The sequence below is a fragment of the Planktothrix sp. PCC 11201 genome, assembly GCF_900009135.1.
Taxonomy (GTDB): Bacteria; Cyanobacteriota; Cyanobacteriia; order Cyanobacteriales; family Microcoleaceae; genus Planktothrix.
In genome coordinates this window covers 120,280-139,629 of record NZ_LT797688.1, presented here as the reverse complement: position 1 = coordinate 139,629, position 19,350 = coordinate 120,280, and the positions used below count along the sequence as shown (strand labels likewise).

At 39.4% G+C, this 19,350-nt stretch carries 14 protein-coding genes; 2 read left to right on the top strand and 12 right to left on the bottom strand.

Translation table 11 applies throughout. The features are described 5' to 3' along the window. Nucleotides 1–95 precede the first annotated feature (95 nt). Nucleotides 96–659 carry a Uma2 family endonuclease gene (locus tag PL11201_RS01565; protein ID WP_079676901.1) on the top strand — a complete coding sequence of 188 codons (564 nt, stop codon included), beginning with the start codon at nt 96–98 and terminating at the stop codon, nt 657–659. A gap of 73 nt (nt 660–732) precedes the next feature. Here PL11201_RS01565 and PL11201_RS01560 read toward each other — a convergent pair whose 3' ends face one another. The 10 genes from PL11201_RS01560 to PL11201_RS01515 all read right to left on the bottom strand — a co-directional run bounded on the left by PL11201_RS01560 (nt 733) and on the right by PL11201_RS01515 (nt 17,655). Next, the gene (locus PL11201_RS01560; RefSeq protein WP_079676900.1) at nt 733–1,857 is read right to left on the bottom strand and encodes a HetZ-related protein 2; all 1,125 of its coding nucleotides are present in this window, start codon (nt 1,855–1,857) and stop codon (nt 733–735) included. 51 nt (nt 1,858–1,908) lie between these two features. Beyond that, nucleotides 1,909–4,071: an adenylate/guanylate cyclase domain-containing protein gene (locus PL11201_RS01555; protein ID WP_079677376.1), complete on the bottom strand. Its 2,163-nt coding sequence runs from the start codon at nt 4,069–4,071 to the stop codon at nt 1,909–1,911. 177 nt (nt 4,072–4,248) lie between these two features. After that, the gene (locus tag PL11201_RS01550; RefSeq protein ID WP_079676899.1) at nt 4,249–6,123 is read right to left on the bottom strand and encodes a sensor domain-containing diguanylate cyclase; all 1,875 of its coding nucleotides are present in this window, start codon (nt 6,121–6,123) and stop codon (nt 4,249–4,251) included. A gap of 39 nt (nt 6,124–6,162) precedes the next feature. After that, the gene (locus tag PL11201_RS01545) at nt 6,163–6,690 is read right to left on the bottom strand and encodes a Rab family GTPase (protein ID WP_079676898.1); all 528 of its coding nucleotides are present in this window, start codon (nt 6,688–6,690) and stop codon (nt 6,163–6,165) included. Then, nucleotides 6,687–9,398 (bottom strand): OmpA family protein, encoded by a 2,712-nt coding sequence (locus PL11201_RS01540; protein ID WP_079676897.1) that lies wholly within the window; start codon nt 9,396–9,398, stop codon nt 6,687–6,689. Before PL11201_RS01540 ends, PL11201_RS01545 begins: the two co-directional genes overlap by 4 nt. A 16-nt stretch (nt 9,399–9,414) precedes the next feature. Next, nucleotides 9,415–10,014 carry a hypothetical protein gene (locus tag PL11201_RS01535; protein ID WP_079676896.1) on the bottom strand — a complete coding sequence of 200 codons (600 nt, stop codon included), beginning with the start codon at nt 10,012–10,014 and terminating at the stop codon, nt 9,415–9,417. A 214-nt stretch (nt 10,015–10,228) separates the two neighbouring features. Then, a complete protein-coding gene (locus PL11201_RS01530) occupies nt 10,229–10,546 on the bottom strand; it encodes an MGMT family protein (protein WP_079676895.1) in 318 nt (105 codons plus the stop codon). A 37-nt stretch (nt 10,547–10,583) separates the two neighbouring features. Next, a complete protein-coding gene (gene proB / locus PL11201_RS01525) occupies nt 10,584–11,771 on the bottom strand; it encodes a glutamate 5-kinase (RefSeq protein ID WP_079676894.1) in 1,188 nt (395 codons plus the stop codon). Nucleotides 11,772–11,933: 162 nt separating this feature from the next. Continuing rightward, the gene (locus tag PL11201_RS01520; protein ID WP_079676893.1) at nt 11,934–14,198 is read right to left on the bottom strand and encodes a ribonuclease E; all 2,265 of its coding nucleotides are present in this window, start codon (nt 14,196–14,198) and stop codon (nt 11,934–11,936) included. An 826-nt stretch (nt 14,199–15,024) separates the two neighbouring features. Further along, complete coding sequence (locus PL11201_RS01515) at nt 15,025–17,655, bottom strand: TIGR03960 family B12-binding radical SAM protein (protein WP_079676892.1); 2,631 nt, start codon at nt 17,653–17,655, stop codon at nt 15,025–15,027. Between the two features lie 302 nt (nt 17,656–17,957). Between PL11201_RS01515 and PL11201_RS01510 the strand changes: the two genes are divergently transcribed. After that, nucleotides 17,958–18,152, top strand: a complete 195-nt coding sequence (locus PL11201_RS01510; RefSeq protein WP_026787890.1) for a hypothetical protein — start codon at nt 17,958–17,960, stop codon at nt 18,150–18,152. Between the two features lie 5 nt (nt 18,153–18,157). Here the strand turns inward: PL11201_RS01510 and PL11201_RS01505 are convergent, their stop codons facing one another. Continuing rightward, on the bottom strand, nt 18,158–18,586 hold the full coding sequence (locus PL11201_RS01505; RefSeq protein ID WP_079676891.1) for a hypothetical protein: 429 nt from the start codon (nt 18,584–18,586) through the stop codon (nt 18,158–18,160). A gap of 37 nt (nt 18,587–18,623) precedes the next feature. Continuing rightward, entirely contained in the window at nt 18,624–19,343 is a 720-nt protein-coding gene (locus PL11201_RS01500; protein ID WP_079676890.1) for a lysophospholipid acyltransferase family protein, read from the bottom strand. Nucleotides 19,344–19,350 lie beyond the last annotated feature (7 nt).

Sequence of the window (19,350 nt, the reverse complement as noted above, 5' to 3'; positions counted from 1 at the left end):
ATTTTTAGGAGGTTGTTGCATTGATCAATATTATATTAACGCAATTTGTGTTAGTTGGACTACAATTAGAATTAGATTTTTAGGATGATTAATTTATGACGTTTAACAAAGCTCATCCCTATCTTTCACCGGAAGAATACTTAGAAGTCGAAAAGAATAGCCCGATTAAACATGAATATATCCAAGGACAAATTTATGCAATGGCTGGGGCGAGTGATGCTCACGTTACCATTACCGCTAACTTACTGACCCTCCTGAGAAATCATATTCGCGGAACTGGCTGTCGTGTTTATGTTGCAGATATGAAAGCCAAAATTGAGACTTTAAATATTTTCTACTATCCAGATATCATGGTAACTTGCGACTCCCGCGATGCCAATTTTGAATATTTTAAATGCTATCCCTGCTTAATTATTGAAGTGCTTTCATCCTCTACCGAAGCTTTTGATAGAGGGGATAAATTTATTGATTATCAAGAATTAGAAACCTTACAAGAATATGTATTAATTAGTCAAAACCGCCAGCGTGTTGATTGTTTTCGACGGAATGCAGAAGGGAGATGGGAACTTTATAGTTATCGAGGAAATCAAGAACTCGAGTTAACCAGTGTTAGTTTCTCTTGTTCTCTGACTGCTGTTTATGAAGATATTTCTTTTTAGGGTAGGTCACTCAACCTACGGGAAAAAAATAGGTGAAGCTGTTGATTATGAGATCAGGTTTTATTGTTCAGAATTAATTCCGAAGATCTTGAGCTATTAAATAGATTGTAGTCCATTCTTGCTGAATTTGGGTAATTTTTAAGTTGAGGATTTTAGCAATAGTTTCTAAATTTTCTCCGGCTTTTAATCCTTCAATAATTTGACGTTGGTTATCGTTTAAACTTTGCCAAAATTGTTGCCATTGTTCGGAATTTAATCCTAAACGATGTTCGGATAAAGAGGTTCCTAACCAACTGGTGACTAATTCGGGATTCTGTTTTAAGGTAAAATTTTTAATTGCATGGTAACTAACTTTTTCCCGCAGTCGGTAGATTTGTTTAATGGGTAAATTTAACTTTTGAGCGATCGCTTCTTGAGATAATCCTTGTAAATAAAGTCGCAACCATTCCGCCGCCGTTGAATCTACATTTTTAATTAAATAGTCTTCAAATTCTGTTTGTACTTTTAACCTTTGGTTTTGTTGGGTTTGAAAATATTGTTCATCTTCGTATTGAATGATCGCTTGATTGTCTAATAAACTAATGGTGTCTTCGGTTTCCTCTGAGAGAATTTCATCGGATAATTGTTTAATCCATTCTCCGGCGGGAACTTGGGTTAATCCACCCCGTTGAGAACGACGTAAATAGTTAACAAATCTATAAACTAATAATGGTTGATTCCGAATGGGACGGAGACAATATTCTTCTACCGTTGTGAATAGTAAAGCATTACTTAATTTCCGATCGCTTGTACACTGAGAAATCCATTGGATTTGTTGTTGTAAATAGCGATCACTATTCAACATTTCCTGTACCACTTCTTGTAAAACATCCACCACTTGACGTTGGCGATCTCGACTCGTTGCCACCCAAAGACGAACTTTTTGGCGTAGAATCATTAAACTTCCTAATCGCTGCATTAAATTTCGATAGGCTTTTTCCGGCGGCGTATCTAAATAGCGCTGTTGCAAAATTCGATAGCGAAAGTTTAACCCTAATTTGATTCGTTCTTGTTGGTTAATAGGAAGGGAATCTAAGGTGGTAAAATGTTCTCCCAGTAACCAATTAATGATACTTTCTCGTTGGTCTTGACTAGAGTTAGGATAGTCATTTTCCAGTTGGAAACGCCACTGATTTGTCCAAGATTCTGCTAGGGTCATTTAAGGTTTTAAGGGGTCAGGAAGTTTTTAATGGCTGAGGGTTTAACTATTTTATCCTAAATCCGGTGAGCGATCGGTAAGTTCATCGAATTTGAGGGGATAGCTGTCTTGAAGTTTATTATGAATCACTTCAACTAAATGCTGTGCTGCGGCATTTTTGCATTGATTTTTTTCGGGAATAATTTGCTCTATAATAGGGAGACTTTTTTCTCCTTTTCGGCCTAATAAAAAATAAGTATTCATCGCTCCTTTACCTTTGACTGAAATTATCCCTCGTTTGAATATAACATATTGATCGGGTAAAAGATGGAAGGTATCTTCACTAATTTGAATCCGTCCTGCTAACCCGTGGGATTCCATTCGTGAGGCAATATTGACCGTATCTCCCCACAAATCATAAAGGAATTTTTTAATCCCAATCACTCCCGCGACGACGGGCCCACTATGGATTCCAATTCGCAAACTTAACACTTGATTATGAGTTTCATTAAATTCAAGAATTGCTTTTTGCATATCTAAAGCCATTTCTGCGATCGCGATTGCATGATTGGAACAGGGATAGGGTAATCCTCCCACCACCATATAGGCATCACCAATAGTTTTAATTTTTTCTAAGCCATATTTTTCCGTTAATCGATCAAAAGCTGAGAATAATTCATTGAGTAAATTCACTAAAGCAATCGGGCTTAAGCTAGATGAAATTTGCGTAAATCCAACAATATCGGCAAATAAAACCGTGACTTCAGAAAAATGTTCTGCTATGGTTTTTTGTTCTTTTTTTAGACGTTCTGCAATCGGTTCTGGGAGAATATTTAAAAGTAAACGTTCTGTTTGTTGTTGTTGATATTGGAGAGCAATTTCAGCCAATTTTCGTTTAATAAATTGACCGAGTTGACTACCAATAGTGGTCATAGTTTGCATCAATTCAGGATCGGGAAAACAAATTTCTGAACCCAAAAAAATTATGACTCCTAAGACTTCTTTGCCATCTTTAATTGGGAACCCAAAACCACTGTGTAATCCCAATATTTCCGCAATATCTTTTTGAGTAAATTGATCATTAACCATCACATCTTCGATCCAATGGGCAAAACCAGTTTGCCAAATTTTACCTGGTAAACTCATATTAGAATCTAGGTTAATTTTTTGATAAAGTCCCTGAATTTTCGAGGGATCAGAATCTGAGTTAATCCAGAGTTTAATACACTCCAGTTTGGGGTTAGTAGAATTGACTTTAAAAGCATGGGTTTGAGAGAGTTTGTTTCCCAAAACTAAGGGTGCTTCCGAGAAATTTTCTAACATCCAAACCTCTCCCAATATCCATCCCCAACTTTCACAAGTTGATTGTAAAATTTGCAGTAAAGCTTCATGAATATTCGGAGCTTCAGACAGAATCCGAGAAATTTGATACTGAGTAAACATCCGTTGTTGAGCGCGTTTTCTGGCGGTAATATCCCGACCCACATAAATAAAGTCTAGGGAATCATCCGTATCCGTTGTTAGGGTCGAGATCGAAAATTCTAGGATAATTTTACCGCCATGTTTTTTCTGACAGGTTAACTCCAAATTTTTAAATAAAAAGTCCTGTTTTTTCAGGGAAGATTCCTTTAAATATTCTTGCAAAAAGGTATCATCTTCCACAAAGGAAGAAAGGGAGTGATTAATTAAATCCGATTGACTATATTCTAATAGGGATAAAGTGGCGAGATTTATCTTTTGAATAATCCCCTGCTGATTCGTAACAATTAAAATATCCTCCATTGAGGTAATAATTCGATCAATATATTGTTGGGAATGGGAATAGGCATTTAACAGCAAACGGGATTCATTGGTTTCTTGAACTAAAGCCTGTTCTAGTTCCATTCGTTGTGTCACATCCTCGAACAGTAACATTAATTCGGGGATATGTTCCCCTTGAATTGAAACACCTAGAAAGTAAATATTAAAATAAATTGATGTTGTTTCTTCAATTTGCCGACTCATGGCATTTAATTCAAAGTAATCTTGGTGTCCCTGAATAATGGCATCAATAATATCCTCTGTTCCAATCAATTCAGGAAAATAAAAGTGTACATCTTCTCCTTGATTTAAACCTTCTGAATCTTCAGCAAACCGAATAACCCCTTGAGAAAAATCCTGGATCTTTAACTCTGGATTAATCACCAAATAGTCCATTTTTCGCGCTATTAAAAATTGTTTAAATAAATGGTTCATAGTCCCTGAATTGATGATAATTTTTTCTAAGTTTGGAGTCAAAAAAATGGTTGATAAATAGATGCAATCAAAACAAAAACCCGTTGAATATTGGGTGACAAGTAATCGGGAATAGGCAACGGGCAACAGTCAGAAATTGAGTCATTTTTACCATTCGGTTTATGAATGTCCCACGACTTAGTGAGTAGCAATAAAAACACAATTTCGTCCACTTTCTTTAGCTTTATATAAAGCTTGATCAGCCTGAAAGATAAGCATTTCAGATGTCAGACCTGCAACGGGAATTAAACCCGCTACTCCAATACTAATTGTGATATATTTGCTCACCGTTGATTTGAGATGCGGTATTTCTAAGTCTTCAACAGCTTTCCGAACCTTTTGAGCGAGATGAATACAGCCATTAATATCGGTATTGGGTAAAATGATAGCAAATTCTTCCCCCCCATAACGAGCCACTAAATCGGTATTCCGTTGAATGACATTCCGTAAAACTTGAGCAACTTGTTGTAAGCAAAAATCTCCAGCTAAATGTCCATAGTGATCATTATATTGTTTAAAATAATCAATATCTAGTAAAAATAAGGACAGGGGTATTCCTTCTCGTCTACAGCGATTCCATTCATGCTCAAGTACCCGATCAAACTGACGACGATTTGCCAGTTTTGTCAATCCGTCCTCAATTGCCAATTGCTCTAATTCTTGATTGACGATTTGTAATTGTTGATAAAGTTCAGCCTGTTGTAACGCAATGGCGATTTGTAGGGCTAATTCTTCTAATAAGTTTATTTCCCAGACTTCCCAATGCCGAGGTTGCTGGCATTGATGGGCTATTAATAATCCCCAAAGTTGATTACTGGTATTAGACTGGGGTGAAATAGAAGAATCATAAATTATAATCGGGACTATTAAACTAGATTTTACTTTTAATTGAACTAAATAATCTAAATATTTATAATTTGAAATCTTATATATATCATCAATAGCATGAATTTTACCCGCTTTAAAATAAGATAATAATAAAGAATTAAAATCTGGACTAAAAACAATGCTATCAATAGAACTAATGCAAGAGTTTGCTAAGGATTCAGCAATTACTTTTCCTTCTTCTAAAGAGTAAAATCGATAAATTAAAACTCGATCTGCTTTTAAAAAAGTCAGAACTTCATTCACGGTTGTTTCTAAAGTTTTCTGTAGACTTAAAGACTGGTGAATATGTTGTGTAATGGTTTTTAAGATCCGATCGCGTTCGGCTTGTTGATACAACTGAAATTCTACCCGTTTTTGTTCGGTCATATCCTGACCCATCCAAACGAATTCCTGGGGATCATTGGGATCAAAATTTAGGGCTGCACAGGAAAAGGAGACGGGAAAATTGGTTCCTATTTTGGTCTGACAGATAACTTCAACGGGTTTTAATAAATCAGAAGATAATAAAAATTGATTGACTTGGTGATAATTTTTAAGTTGATTATCTTTAAAAATAGTTAAAATAGATTGCTGGATTAATTCTGCTTTTGAATATTTTAATAAAACCGATGTAGCTTGATTGATAATTTTGATCATTCCTTTATCATCTGTGACAATTAATATATTTGTCATAGAATTAATAATTTTATCTAAATAGATTTTGGTTTTTTCTAAAGCACTTAAAGCCAATCCATACTCCTTGGCAACCTGAGTAATCTTTTGTTCCTTTAAAATCCATTCTGTTGTATCCTCAAATACAATTAATAGTTCTGGCTCACAGCGAGAATTATCAGTATTTTTCAAAACATAAATATCAAAATAAATCGTATGTTCCTGAGTAATTGTCCTAGAAATTCCTTTGAGTTCAAACTGATTGATTTGACTCAACAAAATTTTCTTAAAGGTTTCTTCTAATCCAATGAACTCAGGAAAAGCCATACAGACATCTTCTCCTAATCGCAATTGTTCTGGACAATCTGCAAATCTAGCTACACCCCAGGACATCTCGACAATGACCCACTCAGAATTAGTAGTCAAATATTCAAGTCGTTTTGGTGCTAAGATTTTTTTTAACAGGTTATTCATAATTCATCCCAGAATACAGAAAAAACTAGATTTAATCCTTTAACCAGAGATAAATTTCTGAGATAATTCATAGAAAATTGTATCTACATCATCTCCTGTTTTTGCTGAGGTTTTATAGCTAGATAAAATCTGTCCATACTGTTTTAAATCCGGGGTTATTTTGATTAGATGTTCAAGTTCTGTTGCATCGATCAAATCAATTTTATTAAACGCGATCACGATCGACCCCTTGGGATTCACAGACAGAAATAAATTAATATGTTCCGGGAGTCTTTCTACGGTTTCCTGTCGGGTCACATCGGCAACAATTACCACACCACTCGCTCCCTGTAAATAACTCGGGGCGATCGCTTTAAATTTAGTATGGCCTTCAATATCCCAAATTAATAATTGTACAGATCCAGTTTTTTCTGAAGTGAATTCCGTTAGATCAACAATTTTACGAGAAATTTTTACTCCTACGGTGGACAAATATTGATCACTAAACTGTCTATCCACAAACCTGCGGATTAAACTGGTCTTTCCAACTCCGAAATCACCAACTAAGCAAATTTTTTTAGAAATCATGGTTTTGGGGGGTTATTTTGTTGAAACTGTAACGGTATTATCTCAAACAAAACCGTTTGACTCAACCAAACTTCTTGATTGAGATCAACTCCCTCGGGACGTTCAATTTTACCCACTGTTTCTATCCGTCGCCGATCAATTCCTAAATCCTCTAAAACATTTTGGATGGTTTGAGCCCGTTCTAAGGCTAAATCAGGATGTTTTCGGGATTTTTCCTGTTCATGACTATAACCAATAATTTGCAATTTGAGATCAGGATATCGTTTTAAATATTGAGCCAGAGGGACAAGTTTACCTCGAATATCTTTTAAGACTAATTCCGCCGAACCAAAATTAAAATAAATTCTAGTAGCTATCGGTAAAGGTTGCACCGTTAGATTGGCAATCACTGAATCTACCCCTTCAATTTTCTTAAACGCTTGGGTAATTTTCTGAATATCTTCAGATTTTATCACTTTTCCTTTTAAATTCACTTGGAAATTTTGATAATGAGCAGAAATTGATATCCCACTAATTTGATTCATTATAGTTGCCATTTGCTTAACTTCGGTGGCAACTTTTATGGGATCTGGAGGAACTTTAACCGCAATAATCCGATTATTAATTTGAAAATTTGGGGCGGTTTGTTGGGCAATTTTTTCAACTTTATCTTTTAATCGAGCGGTGGGAACTTTCCCTTCTAAGACTAAGGTTTGATCCTGAGCTTTAACTTTAAAAGTATAAATTGATAACTCAGGCTCCACTCCTAAAGCCGTGATTAATGTTGTTTCTAACTGTCGGAAATTATGTTGTCTATATTGATAGATTCCCCAAGGAATTAGAATCAAACTCAATAGCACCGAACCAAAAATCAACAAAGTTATTGGCTTTTGCTCAGTCTTCAAACGGGTTGCGACTCTGATTAAACCTTCAAGCTGACTAATAACTCCTTCAGGAACTGAATCTGGATCACCTTCAAATTCTTCAATAGGCTGACTATATTTCATAATTAAAGTATTCATCGTTTGGCGAATTTTTTTAATAAATGCTTTCGGACAGTCCCCCTTTACCACCACCGCTAAATAACAATATCCCGCCACTTCTAGGATGATTTTACAATCCCCATATTCAATTTCATTCAGTTCGGAAACTTCCCCCGTCTGCATAATACAATCATTAACAAAACTCCGAATTGCTGTTAACATTCCAGCTACCATTTCCGCTTCCATTTGCGCTTGATCCGGTTGTTGAATTTCAGCAATAATTAAACCCGAACCTTTATGAATTAAAAACACCGCTTGCACCACAAAGCGACTCACTTCTCGTAATATTAATTCGGCTTCCGATACCCCTTGGACTTTGGATTGAACTTTCCGTTTCAAACCCTCAGCACTAAAAGTCTGACTGACTTTTTCATTGATTTCTTGAATTGCTTCCCCTAAATAACGAGTAATCGTACTCCCAATCACCGGATACAGTGCATCTACCATGGAATCTCGTTCTAAACTCACCTGTTCTTTAATGGTGCGTCCAATCGTCGGTGCTAAAGCTGCGGCAATTTCATTCCGATCAACTTTAATTTGTTCTCGAATTGCTGCCCCCATTTCTGGCCCCAAAGCCTGAGCAATTTCTTTAGGAGAATTTTGAATTTGTTGTCTAATTGCTTCAGGAATTAAATCAGCAATAGCCGCACTCATCGCCTGTCGATCGGTTTGACCTTTCCCTTTAATAACCTGATCAATAATCGGAATAAACGCTTGAATTAATTCTTCTTTGGACTCAGTAACTTTTAAATGCAAAAGTTGACCAATGGTGGGCAGTAAAAGTTTAATTAATTGTTCGGGATCATGAATTTGGAATTGAATTTGACTGAGTTTATTATTAATATTTTGGACTAATTCTCGAACTTCTGGTAACTCAGAATTCAACAAATGGTTTTTAAAATTATCTAAGTCATCCCCTAAATTAGATCCAAACATTAATTCCTGTAATTTATCCAAAGGATCATTACCCCTAGAAACAGGATTTTTGCTCTGAATAGTTGAAGATTGTGGGGATAGACTGGGAGATGGTAATTCAGGGTTTGAGGAGAGATTTTTAGTTAAATCTGTTTCTAAATTAACGGAATCTAATTTTGAGTTAATATCAGTTGGATCTAAGGGTAAAGGGGTACTAATATTTTCAATAATATCCTGATTTTTAGAAGTTTCTAATTGGGGTACAGGATTAGCAGAAATCCTCGGTACATCTTCTTCAATATTACTGACTGAATAGTCCACATCCATCGCCCCGGAGGGCGGTTTTTCCAGTAAAGGTAGAAGTCGCAAAATCAGATCATCTTCTGATTTTGCCGTCCTCGAAGATCCAGTCTGAATCGAGGGAATCGGGTTAATAGATTCTATTTTAGAGGAAATCTCATCGGCTGTTATCCCATCAATACTGGGTTGATTTTCTAAGGGTAAATCGGTACAACTATGGGATTTTGAATGATCACTCGGTTGTTGATCTTCTGAGAGTAAAGCAGTTAAAAAATCAGATTTAGAATGATCATCTTCTGAGGGTAAAGCGGTGACAGACTCAGTTTTACCCTCATTAAAACCGTTTAAATCCATCAATAAATTCACCAACAATTCTAGGGGATCACTCTCAACCTGATCCGACGGATTTTGTTGAGATGAATTCCCCTGTTGTTGATTGTTTGGACTTAAATCACCCTGAGAAAAGGTCATAGTTTGACCGAATTAATTATAGATGATGTTCTGGGAGGGCAAAACCTGAATTTTTTTCCTCAGCCGCCTGTTTAATAGCTGGAACAAATTCAGTCCCCTTTAATCGCATCCCAACTTCAAACAGAACTTCAGCCATATCATCCCGGGAGACTTTTGCCTCTGTCAATAAAGTAAATCGACGTTCTAATTCTTCTAAGACTTGATTTTTCAGACTGCGAACTTCGTCTTGTAACTGATCACGGGTTTGTCCCAATTCTTCCCGCAAGGAATTAGTTTGACTATCTAAGGCCTCATCTAACGCCTCAATACTACTGGAAAATTTCCGATTCAGTCGATCAGCCTGTTGTCTTAAATCCGTTAACTCCTCCTGAGAATTTGAACTCAGGGTTTTAATTTTTTTGTCTAAATTCTCAACAACAGACTTGATTTCTGCCGTTAAAATAGTTTTGAGTTGTTCAACCCGATCCTGGGCATCTTCCTGTAATAGTGCCAAATCAGACTCGATCTTGTCAAACCTAGTATTATAGTCCCGAAGTTGCGATCCAAATATGATATCACGAATTTGGTCAATATTGCCCAAACGCTCCCGCATTTCTTCCTTAGTAATTTCAGCCATTTGTACCTCCTGATCGATGCTCCTGGTAGGGGTGATTTGCCATGCAGGAATTATAGTTCGGTTTTGCTTGTAAGTTCGCGATTTCGCCCAAGAACTTTATCAAACATCAGCCGAGATAACACTATAGCAGGGAATTAGGGATTAGCAAGACGCCGCATGGAATTCGTGGAATTCCCGGCGGTTAGAGAGTCTTTCTGGCTCAAGTCCCCACCCGTTAAACCGGAGGTTTCCAAAGATATTCGGAAAGATTAATTTTACCCTGGCTGTTAAATTGAATCCCCTCTGATTCTAAGCGCGATCGCTGAAGATAGTCCGTCCCTTTACGCCAAATCGAGTGAGAGATTTCTCCCTTAGCATTAATCACTCGATGCCAAGGAATCTCCGTGGTTTCTAAGGGAATTTTGTATAAAGCATAACCCACTAAACGAGCTTTTTGCCCTAGGTTAGCGAGTTCGGCAATTTGTCCATAGGTAGCAACTTTTCCCCAAGGAACTTGATAGACAATTTCGTATATTGTATTATAAACTGACATAAAAAACAAGTTCAAATTGATTTTAAAAAAGTATTGATTACAGTGAAAAATTTTTCCCTGTTGCCTGTTCCCTGTTGCCTGTTCCCTGTTGCCTGTTCCCTGTTATAGATAATGAGGATGATACGACTAAATTATCCCGATGAATCACCGTTTCTGCTCCCTCATAACCCAAAATTTCAGGAATTTTATCCGAATGTAAGCCTTTAATTTTTTGCAATTCTTCCTGACTATAATTAACTAATCCCCGAGCAATTTCCTGTCCGTCTAAATTACAAATTTGGACAGAATCCTGAAGATTAAATCCGCCTTCAACTTGAGTAATTCCCGCCGCCAATAGGGATTTTCCGCCTTGAGAAATAGCTCGAACTGCCCCGGCATCTAAATATATTTTTCCCATGGGAACTAATACATTGGCAATCCAATGTTTTCGCGCATTAACGGGTCGATTATGGGGTTCAAATTGCGTGCCAATAGCCTCTCCTTGCAGAATTTTTTCTAAATTTTGAGGGAATTTCCCCTCCGTAATAACCGTTCTCACCCCCGATCCCGTAGCAATTCTAGCGGCTTCAATTTTAGTAATCATCCCTCCGGTTCCCCAACCACTACGAGAATCTCCCGTTTTAACTTGAAATTCTTCCAGTTGTTCCATATTAGTCACTAAACTAATCGGTTGAGCATTGGGATTTTCCCGAGGATCGGCGGAATATAATCGGTCTACATCAGTTAATAAAAATAACCAGTCCGCTTCAACTAAACTAGCAACTAAAGCCGAAAGCGTATCATTATCTCCAAATTTAAGTTCATCTACCGCCACGGTATCATTTTCATTAACAATCGGAATCACCCCTAATTTTAAAAGTTGTTGAAAGGTATTATAAACATTCACATAACCATTGCGTTGAACTAAGTCCCCTCTGGTTAGTAAAACCTGAGCAATCGGTTGTTTTAAGGTACTAAATAAATCATCATAAACCCGCATCAAACGACCTTGACCCACCGCCGCCACCGCCTGTTTTAAAGCAATGGTGCGGGGACGTTCGGTTAATCCTAAGCGATCGCGTCCCACTCCCACAGCCCCCGAAGACACTAAAACCACCCGATAACCCTGCTTTTGCAGTCCGGTCAAGGTTTCTACTAATGCGGCTAAAGTTGATAGGGCTAAATGTCCCGTCGCCGACTGGGTTAAACTCGAGGTACCAATTTTAACAACAATAGTTTGAGACATAATCAGTTTAGTTTAAACGGAAATAGTCACGAAACATTCATGGTTGAGAACCAAGAAATCGGGGATATAGAAATCATTGAATTCAGGTAATTACCTAAGTGATTAGGTTTGGGTTGAGGGTTAACAGTTGAACTGCTCACCCTCAAAATCCCCTAGCTGTGCTTAGTCTGTTAGGGCCGAAGACCGACGGCGACGGCGACGAATAATCGGTTCACCCGGTTGATGATCTGTATCTGATTCAGAGGCATCCTCCGATGGTGACTCATCCTCGGTTTGCGGGACAAAAAATTCTATTGTTGGTTCAGGTTCTTCAATTTCTAGGGTTTCTGGTATTTTCGGTGTTTCTGTTATTTCTGGTATTTCTAGTATTGCCGGTATTTCTGGTTTTTTGGGTTCGAGAATAATCCGGTCAGAAATTGACCGTTCGGGAACAATGCGCTCAGAAATAACCACCGGTAAACTTGTCCGATCGGTCAGGGTTCGGTCAAGAATAATCCGTTCAGAAACCGAGCGTTCAGGCATAGTTCTTTCACCCGACCCAATCGACAACGGCAGGTTTTGTCCTTCATCGGAGTCTTCATCCATCAAAGTCGTGGGAGAAACCGGGGCTTCCCCTGGGGAGCGAACCGTGACAATCACAGAGCGAGAATTTTTCACCTGTTCATGGGATAACATCAACGGAGAAATCCCCATCAACGCATAAACTTCCTGTTCCTCTGGAGTCATTTCCACCGAAATTACCTCGGTAGGTTCCACCGAAGGTTTAATAATTTCGGATTTCGTGGGGCGACTGCGTTCACTCAATCCACCTCGTCCTGAGAACCCCTCACTAAACCCAACGTCCGAGCGAGGTTCCCCATATTTAACCGTTGGAGACACCCGAACACCAGGGGCGGGGAGTTCCTCCTCTCGCCCTAAAGAATCCATATCCCGAATTCGACGGCGACGGCGACGGGCATTGCTGGCACCAATATCCTGATAACTGGGATGGTTGAGCAGTTCTAACTCTTGGAAACCATCAGAGGCTTCAAAATCTACAACTTCCCGTTCTTCCCGGGAAGACGGCTGTTCATAAACTGGAACCGGACGTAAACTGGGCCGTTCTGAGGTGTCGCCACTGCTCGATGGCGTAATAATCCGATTACTAGGAATAACGACTCGTTCTGGGGTTTCTGTGGGTTCAGGTTCGGGTTCTCCAGGTAACTGAACGATATGGCCCAAGCCTCCACAGGTGCTACAGGTTTTACCAAACAACTCATAGATATTTTGGCCTTGGCGTTTGCGGGTTAATTCCACTAACCCTAATTCTGATAATTGAGCAATTTGGGGTCGGGCTTTATCGGCTTTCAGGACTTTATTAAAATGTTCCAAGACTTGTAATTGGTCTCGGCGGGAATCCATATCAATGAAGTCCACAATAATCACCCCAGCAATATTGCGTAACCTCAACTGACGGGCGATTTCGGTAGCAGCCTCGCAATTTGTCCATAATACCGTTTCCCTGGAGGTAGCCGAACGGGTAAAGGAGCCAGAGTTAACATCAATTACGGTAAGGGCCTCCGTTGGTTCAATCACAACATAACCGCCCGAGGGTAAATCCACCCTAGGTCTTAAAGCCTCTCGAATGGCTGCATTCGCTCGGAAATACTCTAAAATCGGAATTCGTTCTCGGTGGTGGTCAATTAACACCCCCTGGGGAGCTTTTCCCACACTCCAACTCATCAAATGTTGTTTGACCCGCTTCACCCCCGTGCTGGTATCGACCACAATTCGGTTCACTTCGGTACTGTACATATCCCGCAGCACCCGTTGAATAAAATCATTATCTCGATTTAACAGGGCCGGAGGACGGGAAGATTGGGCTTCCTGTTGCACCAATTCCCATTGCTTTTGTAGACTTTCCAAATCTTCTAAAATCGCATCCTCGGGCATATCTTCCGCTTCTGTACGGACTAATAATCCCATCCCGGCGGGTTTAATTAAAATGGCTAAGGCCCTTAAACGATTTCGTTCATTTTCCGAGCGAATGCGGCGGGATAAATTCACCCCTCTGCCATAGGGCATTAACACTAAATACCGCCCGGGTAAGGAAATATTTCCCGTTAACCTTGGGCCTTTAGTTCCGGTGGGTTCCTTCATCACCTGCACCAGCACTTTTTGCTGGGGACTTAATAGTTCGGTAATGGAACCGGAACTGCGTTTTAAGCGTAATGGCCCGAGGTCGGAAACATGGATAAATCCATTCCGTTCCGGGTCTCCAATATTGACAAAGGCCGCATCAATCCCTGGTAGAACATTTTCCACGATACCCAGATAAATATCACTAACTTGGTGATTTCCGGTCGCTACAACCAGTTCTTGAATTTGATCTTCTGAAAAGACAGCAGCGATTCGTTGCTGTTCTGCGATAATAATTTGCTTTGACATTCAATTCCCTCAAAACTTAGCAATATTGAAAGCACCTACGCTGCGTGTACTGAGCAATATTGACGTGATTAATAAATTGATTAATGCGAATTTTCGCGCCATTAGGAAGACACCAAAGATACACCAAGCTAACGGGCAAACCGCAAGAGGGAATCAGGTTTTGATCATTGAAAATCAACGGTTAACAAACACCCAAATTTAATATCCAAAATCCATCAAATGTAAGCCTTCAAAGGTTATGGGAAAATGAAATTATAGGCGGTTATTTGTTATCCATCTACCTTCATCATGATTCTGTCCAAAGCAATACTTGGGTTTGACCTCTTGACTAACTCACCAATATAGTATCCGTATCTACGAAAACCTCAGAGACTACAGCCTAGATCGCACATTCTAAGCCAGATGATCTCTCCCCCATTCACCTCAATAGACTTGAATCTAGCCATTGAAATGTTTTTGTTTCTTTATGGTATCAAGACAGATGCCAAACAAAGTTTTTTTTGCTACTTTCTTCGGTGTGATGTTTAGCCCTATTAAGCTTGGGTGGATTTTCCAGCCACCTGATAACAGGTGCGCCACCCGTGAATGCCATACACCAACCTTTAGTAAGTGTATAGGATTCCGGTTCAATTGGGTTGATCCTAGCGTCAGCGAACCTGCAATTTTTGATTCTGAGAACCCTAGTTGAGTACCGGGGAGATTAAGTAATATTGTCGGTTTGTAGCCTAGATCTGGACGAACCCGCCCCTATGCCACAAAACTTGGCTTAACGCATCCTATTATAACACTGGAGCCAATACAAATTATGACCTGAGATAGAAGTTTTTTAAGATTGGGTTAAAAGCTGCTGGCGGTGAATCTGTAACACTTGGAATTCTTGGCCAGTTACCTGTTCTAACATCTTGATCATCAGTTCGGGCCGTAGTTGTGTCCCATCATTCCGACAACTTCCCACATAACGGAGGCGCTGATCTTCGGGGGAAATCATCTCGAGTTCAAATAATTGTTCTCGTAAGTTGATGATGTTCTTTTTGCCTGATTTTGTGGTTTTCTCCCATAAAATTTCTGATGTGGCTTTGACCGCATTGATCCAATTTAACCATTCCGGGATAGCGTTTTCTTTCCCTATCCAATTTAGGGTTAAATAATATTCGGCTTTTTCCACCGCATCCGTGAGGGAGGGTAAGTCTAGGGGCACTTCTTGAATCTGATATAGAGGAATAGTATCGGGTAAACCCTGAGCTAATTTTTGGCGAAATTCTTCTATATTCATGGATTCTGTTAATTCAAAATCCACAATTTCACCGCTACTGGTTGCCCCTAACGGTAAGGCAAAGGCAATGGAAATCCTCGGATTTGGACGATATCCCCCCGTAAACGCTAGGGGAATTGAAGCCCGACGAATTGCCCGGTCAAATAATCGGAATAAATCTAAATGCCCAACTAAAGCCATATCCCCTAATTTTCCAAACCCCACTCTTAACCGTTGGACTCGTTGAGTATTGGGAATAAATTCCCCGGCAAATTGGGGAATAGGGGGGGATTTAATCACAATATTATGACCAAAATCCGTGCCACAAACCCCACAATGGGAACAACTTTCAAAGGAACAATCGGGAACTATAGCTGCTTCTAAAGCCCGTTTTAAATCTTCTTTGAGCCAATTTTTATCAATTCCACTGTCAATATGATCCCAGGGTAAGGGCTGATCTAATAATACTGCATAATCCTGTTCTTGACTGTTCCCTGTTTCCTCAATTAAATTCCATTCCCCGCTTTCCACCCGACGATATTTCCAACTCAAGCCCGCTTCTTCGATCGCCTGTGTCCAAGCACCAAAGGCCCGATCCAAACTTTCCCACCAGGAGTCCATTCCCGCCCCGAGTTCCCACGCCCGACGCACCACCGGCCCTAAACGGCGATCGCCCCGACCGACAAAATCCTCCATTGCAGATATTCTAACATCAGTAAAGTTAACTTTTACCCCTCGCATTTGGCGAAATTCTTGTCTTAATAATTTCTGTTTGCGTTGGAATTCAGTAGTAGAAACCGAATGCCATTGAAAGGGAGTATGGGGTTTAGGGGTAAAGTTAGAAATCGTTAAATTAAAGTTTAATTTTCTGCGATCTTTAGCAGAACATTCTCGTTGTAACCAAGCCACGGTTTCCGCAATTCCTAACACATCCCCATCGGTTTCTCCGGGTAAACCAATCATAAAATAGAGTTTAATTTTCTCCCAACCTTGTTCAAAGGCGGTTTTAACTCCGGTTAATAATTCCTCATTGGTTAACCCTTTATTAATAATATCCCGCATTCTTTGGGTTCCCGCTTCTGGGGCAAAAGTTAACCCACTTTGTCGCGCTCCTCCTAGAATATTGGCAATATTTTCATCAAAGCGATCGACCCGTTGACTGGGTAAAGATAAACTGACATTATAATCTTTCAGACGGTTCTTAATTTCCATTCCCACCGAGGGTAAGGATAAATAATCGGAACAACTCAAAGATAATAAGGAAAATTCATTATAACCCGTTTCTTTCATCCCCTTTTCAACAGCTTGAATCACATCTTCCGGTTCCACATCTCGCGCCGGACGGGTTAACATTCCCGGTTGACAAAACCGACATCCCCTGGTACAACCCCGTCTAACTTCAATGACTAACCGATCATGAACGGTTTGCACATAGGGAACAAATTTAATCGAATAGGCGGGCATTGGTGCGGCCACCCGTCTTAATATTTTGGCAGGAACATCAGGATGTTTGGGATGAATAGAACCATCTTCTGCCATCTGATAAAATTGGGGAACATAGACCCCGGGAATTTGCGCTAAATCTAGTAATACGGCTTTTCTATCTAAACCTTTTTTCTTGCATTCTTCTAAAACTAATCCAATTTCGGGTAATAATTCTTCCCCATCTCCTAAAGCGATAAAATCAAAAAAATCCGCGTAGGGTTCGGGGTTAGAGGTAGCCGTTTGTCCCCCGGCAAAGATTAGGGGATAATGGGGTTGATCAGAATTTTGCGGATCACCCCAAACCGAATAATTTTGTCGGTCTTCCCAAGTTAAAGGAATTCCCGCTAAATCTAACATTTCTAAGATATTAGTTGCCCCTAATTCGTAGCTGAGGCTAAATCCTAAAATATCAAAATCGATTAAAAAATGACGGGACTCCACTGCAAACAGAGGGGTTTTCGTCTCGCGCAATTTTTGGGAAAAGTCCGGCGCGGGGAGATAGGCGCGATCGCATAATTGCCGAGGTTGAGTATTTAAAATATTATAGAGAATCACATGGCCAAGATTGGAGACTCCCACTTCATAAACTTCAGGATAGGTTAACGACCAACGGACAACGGCGGACTCCCAAGGTTTGCGTTTCGCGCCCAACTCTTGACCCAAATAACGGGCTGGTTGATTAATTTCTGGTGTAATTAGTTTCTCTACTGCGACATTCAAGGCAAACCTCACCCCATGGATAACGACACTATTTTAAGATTACCACTGATGTTGTCATAGTATTAATTATTTTAGGGTTTTGGAAACCAAACCCTAAAAACAATTAATTTTTTAATATTCCATAAATGTATTAAAATGTACTATTAAACATACCTTAAGATAGATGCAATTGGGACGAAATAAATGTTATTAAAGTTCCTAGATATTCAGTGACAAGGATCACTTTAAATAAAAGGATATGATCACAAGTAAAAATTACGATTTATCAGACAATAAAAATATGCGAGTTATCCGTACCTACTATGTCAGCAACGAATATGATTCGTAAACTGGTTGAAAAAGCTCTCTATTTTAGATGTCTGACTCCTGAAATTGAAAATGCAATTAATACCGAATTAACCCGACTGGGTTATGTTTCCGATGTCGATTATGAGGCCTTAGAATTATTAATGGAAGAAATGGATGCTGGTAGAATTCGCTTAGTTTCTAGCCATTAATGGTTTCAATCTTTAAAATTTCCAGACTCAAAAACATCAGTATAAGCTCGCCAAACTTGACCGATAAAGTCTTGGAGTTGTTGGTGAGCAGAACCAGCATTTACCCGTTTAACTCCTGGAGAATTGGTCTCTGGAGTCTCTAGTTGGGCTAAGAAAGTAATAACTTCCGTATCTAAAGCCGCCTTAAATAACCGCGTCGGCCAAATTAAATCCGGGCTTTGGCGTAAATCAGATAAAGTAAATGTTTTTGGGGTAAAGCCCAAACTCGAAAAATTGTCTTCTGGATCATCAGATAACCCTTGAATTAACATCAAAGGTCTGACCCAACAGACTTCTCGAACCTCGACCACTTGAATAACTTCTGCATACAGACAACTGTTGTGATGATTTAATCCCACAATTTGACCAGGCTTAAAATTGCAGCTAGAGTCCATCACGCGCGTAACAGCTTATTAATTACCAGTAAATCAATTATAAGGCTTCTTGTTGATCAATTTGGTTCAGTGCTAATTGTAAATCTTGGATTAGATGTTGAGCGTCTTTTTTGGGTGAACCTTGACAATAATCATTCACAGACAAGGGAGTGGCGATTTTTATTTTAACACTAGAACCCCGACTGGGAATAATCGGATTATAGCGTACGGAAATCGGGACAATCTTAATTCCTAAATTATCATGGCTAGTTTCCGCTTGTATTGCTAAACGTCCCAGTCCCAATTTCAGGGGGTGAACTTGGTCATCCTGAAAAATATTTCCCTCGGGAAAAATCACTAACATTTCTCCTTGGTGCAGCAATTCTACGCCATAACGGATGGTGGAAATAGTGGGATGTTTTTGGTTAATTGCAAACCCACCCAGATGACGAATAAACCACCCCTGTAGTCCTTTCATTTCATCGACGGTGACCATAAACCGCAGGTCTCGTCCGGTGACATAGCGACCCGTAGCAAAGGGAATCATAATAGCATCCCAACGAGAACGATGGGTGGGTGCTAAAATCACCGGGCCTTGTAGGGGAAGATTTTCTTGGCCGATGACCTCTAAGGATTTAAAATAAAAGGGTAAAACCAGATGTTGTCCCAAGGGGTAAACAATGGAAGCCAGCAAGGGAGAAACGTCAGAATTAACCTGTGTTTCCTTTGTAGATATGGACATTTTTGCAGAAGATTGATCAGAGTCAAAGATGAGCATAACGGTT

What these genes read in the sequence shown, in the direction of transcription:
- proB (WP_079676894.1), bottom strand. Translation starts at nt 11,771, where the DNA reads ATGTCTCAAACTATTGTTGTTAAAATTGGTACCTCGAGTTTAACCCAG.
- PL11201_RS01500 (WP_079676890.1), bottom strand. Translation starts at nt 19,343, where the DNA reads ATGCTCATCTTTGACTCTGATCAATCTTCTGCAAAAATGTCCATATCT.
- PL11201_RS01530 (WP_079676895.1), bottom strand. Translation starts at nt 10,546, where the DNA reads ATGTCAGTTTATAATACAATATACGAAATTGTCTATCAAGTTCCTTGG.
- PL11201_RS01510 (WP_026787890.1), top strand. Translation starts at nt 17,958, where the DNA reads ATGTCAGCAACGAATATGATTCGTAAACTGGTTGAAAAAGCTCTCTAT.
- PL11201_RS01560 (WP_079676900.1), bottom strand. Translation starts at nt 1,857, where the DNA reads ATGACCCTAGCAGAATCTTGGACAAATCAGTGGCGTTTCCAACTGGAA.
- PL11201_RS01535 (WP_079676896.1), bottom strand. Translation starts at nt 10,014, where the DNA reads ATGGCTGAAATTACTAAGGAAGAAATGCGGGAGCGTTTGGGCAATATT.
- PL11201_RS01540 (WP_079676897.1), bottom strand. Translation starts at nt 9,398, where the DNA reads ATGACCTTTTCTCAGGGTGATTTAAGTCCAAACAATCAACAACAGGGG.
- PL11201_RS01545 (WP_079676898.1), bottom strand. Translation starts at nt 6,690, where the DNA reads ATGATTTCTAAAAAAATTTGCTTAGTTGGTGATTTCGGAGTTGGAAAG.
- PL11201_RS01565 (WP_079676901.1), top strand. Translation starts at nt 96, where the DNA reads ATGACGTTTAACAAAGCTCATCCCTATCTTTCACCGGAAGAATACTTA.
- PL11201_RS01550 (WP_079676899.1), bottom strand. Translation starts at nt 6,123, where the DNA reads ATGAATAACCTGTTAAAAAAAATCTTAGCACCAAAACGACTTGAATAT.
- PL11201_RS01505 (WP_079676891.1), bottom strand. Translation starts at nt 18,586, where the DNA reads ATGGACTCTAGCTGCAATTTTAAGCCTGGTCAAATTGTGGGATTAAAT.
- PL11201_RS01520 (WP_079676893.1), bottom strand. Translation starts at nt 14,198, where the DNA reads ATGTCAAAGCAAATTATTATCGCAGAACAGCAACGAATCGCTGCTGTC.
- PL11201_RS01555 (WP_079677376.1), bottom strand. Translation starts at nt 4,071, where the DNA reads ATGAACCATTTATTTAAACAATTTTTAATAGCGCGAAAAATGGACTAT.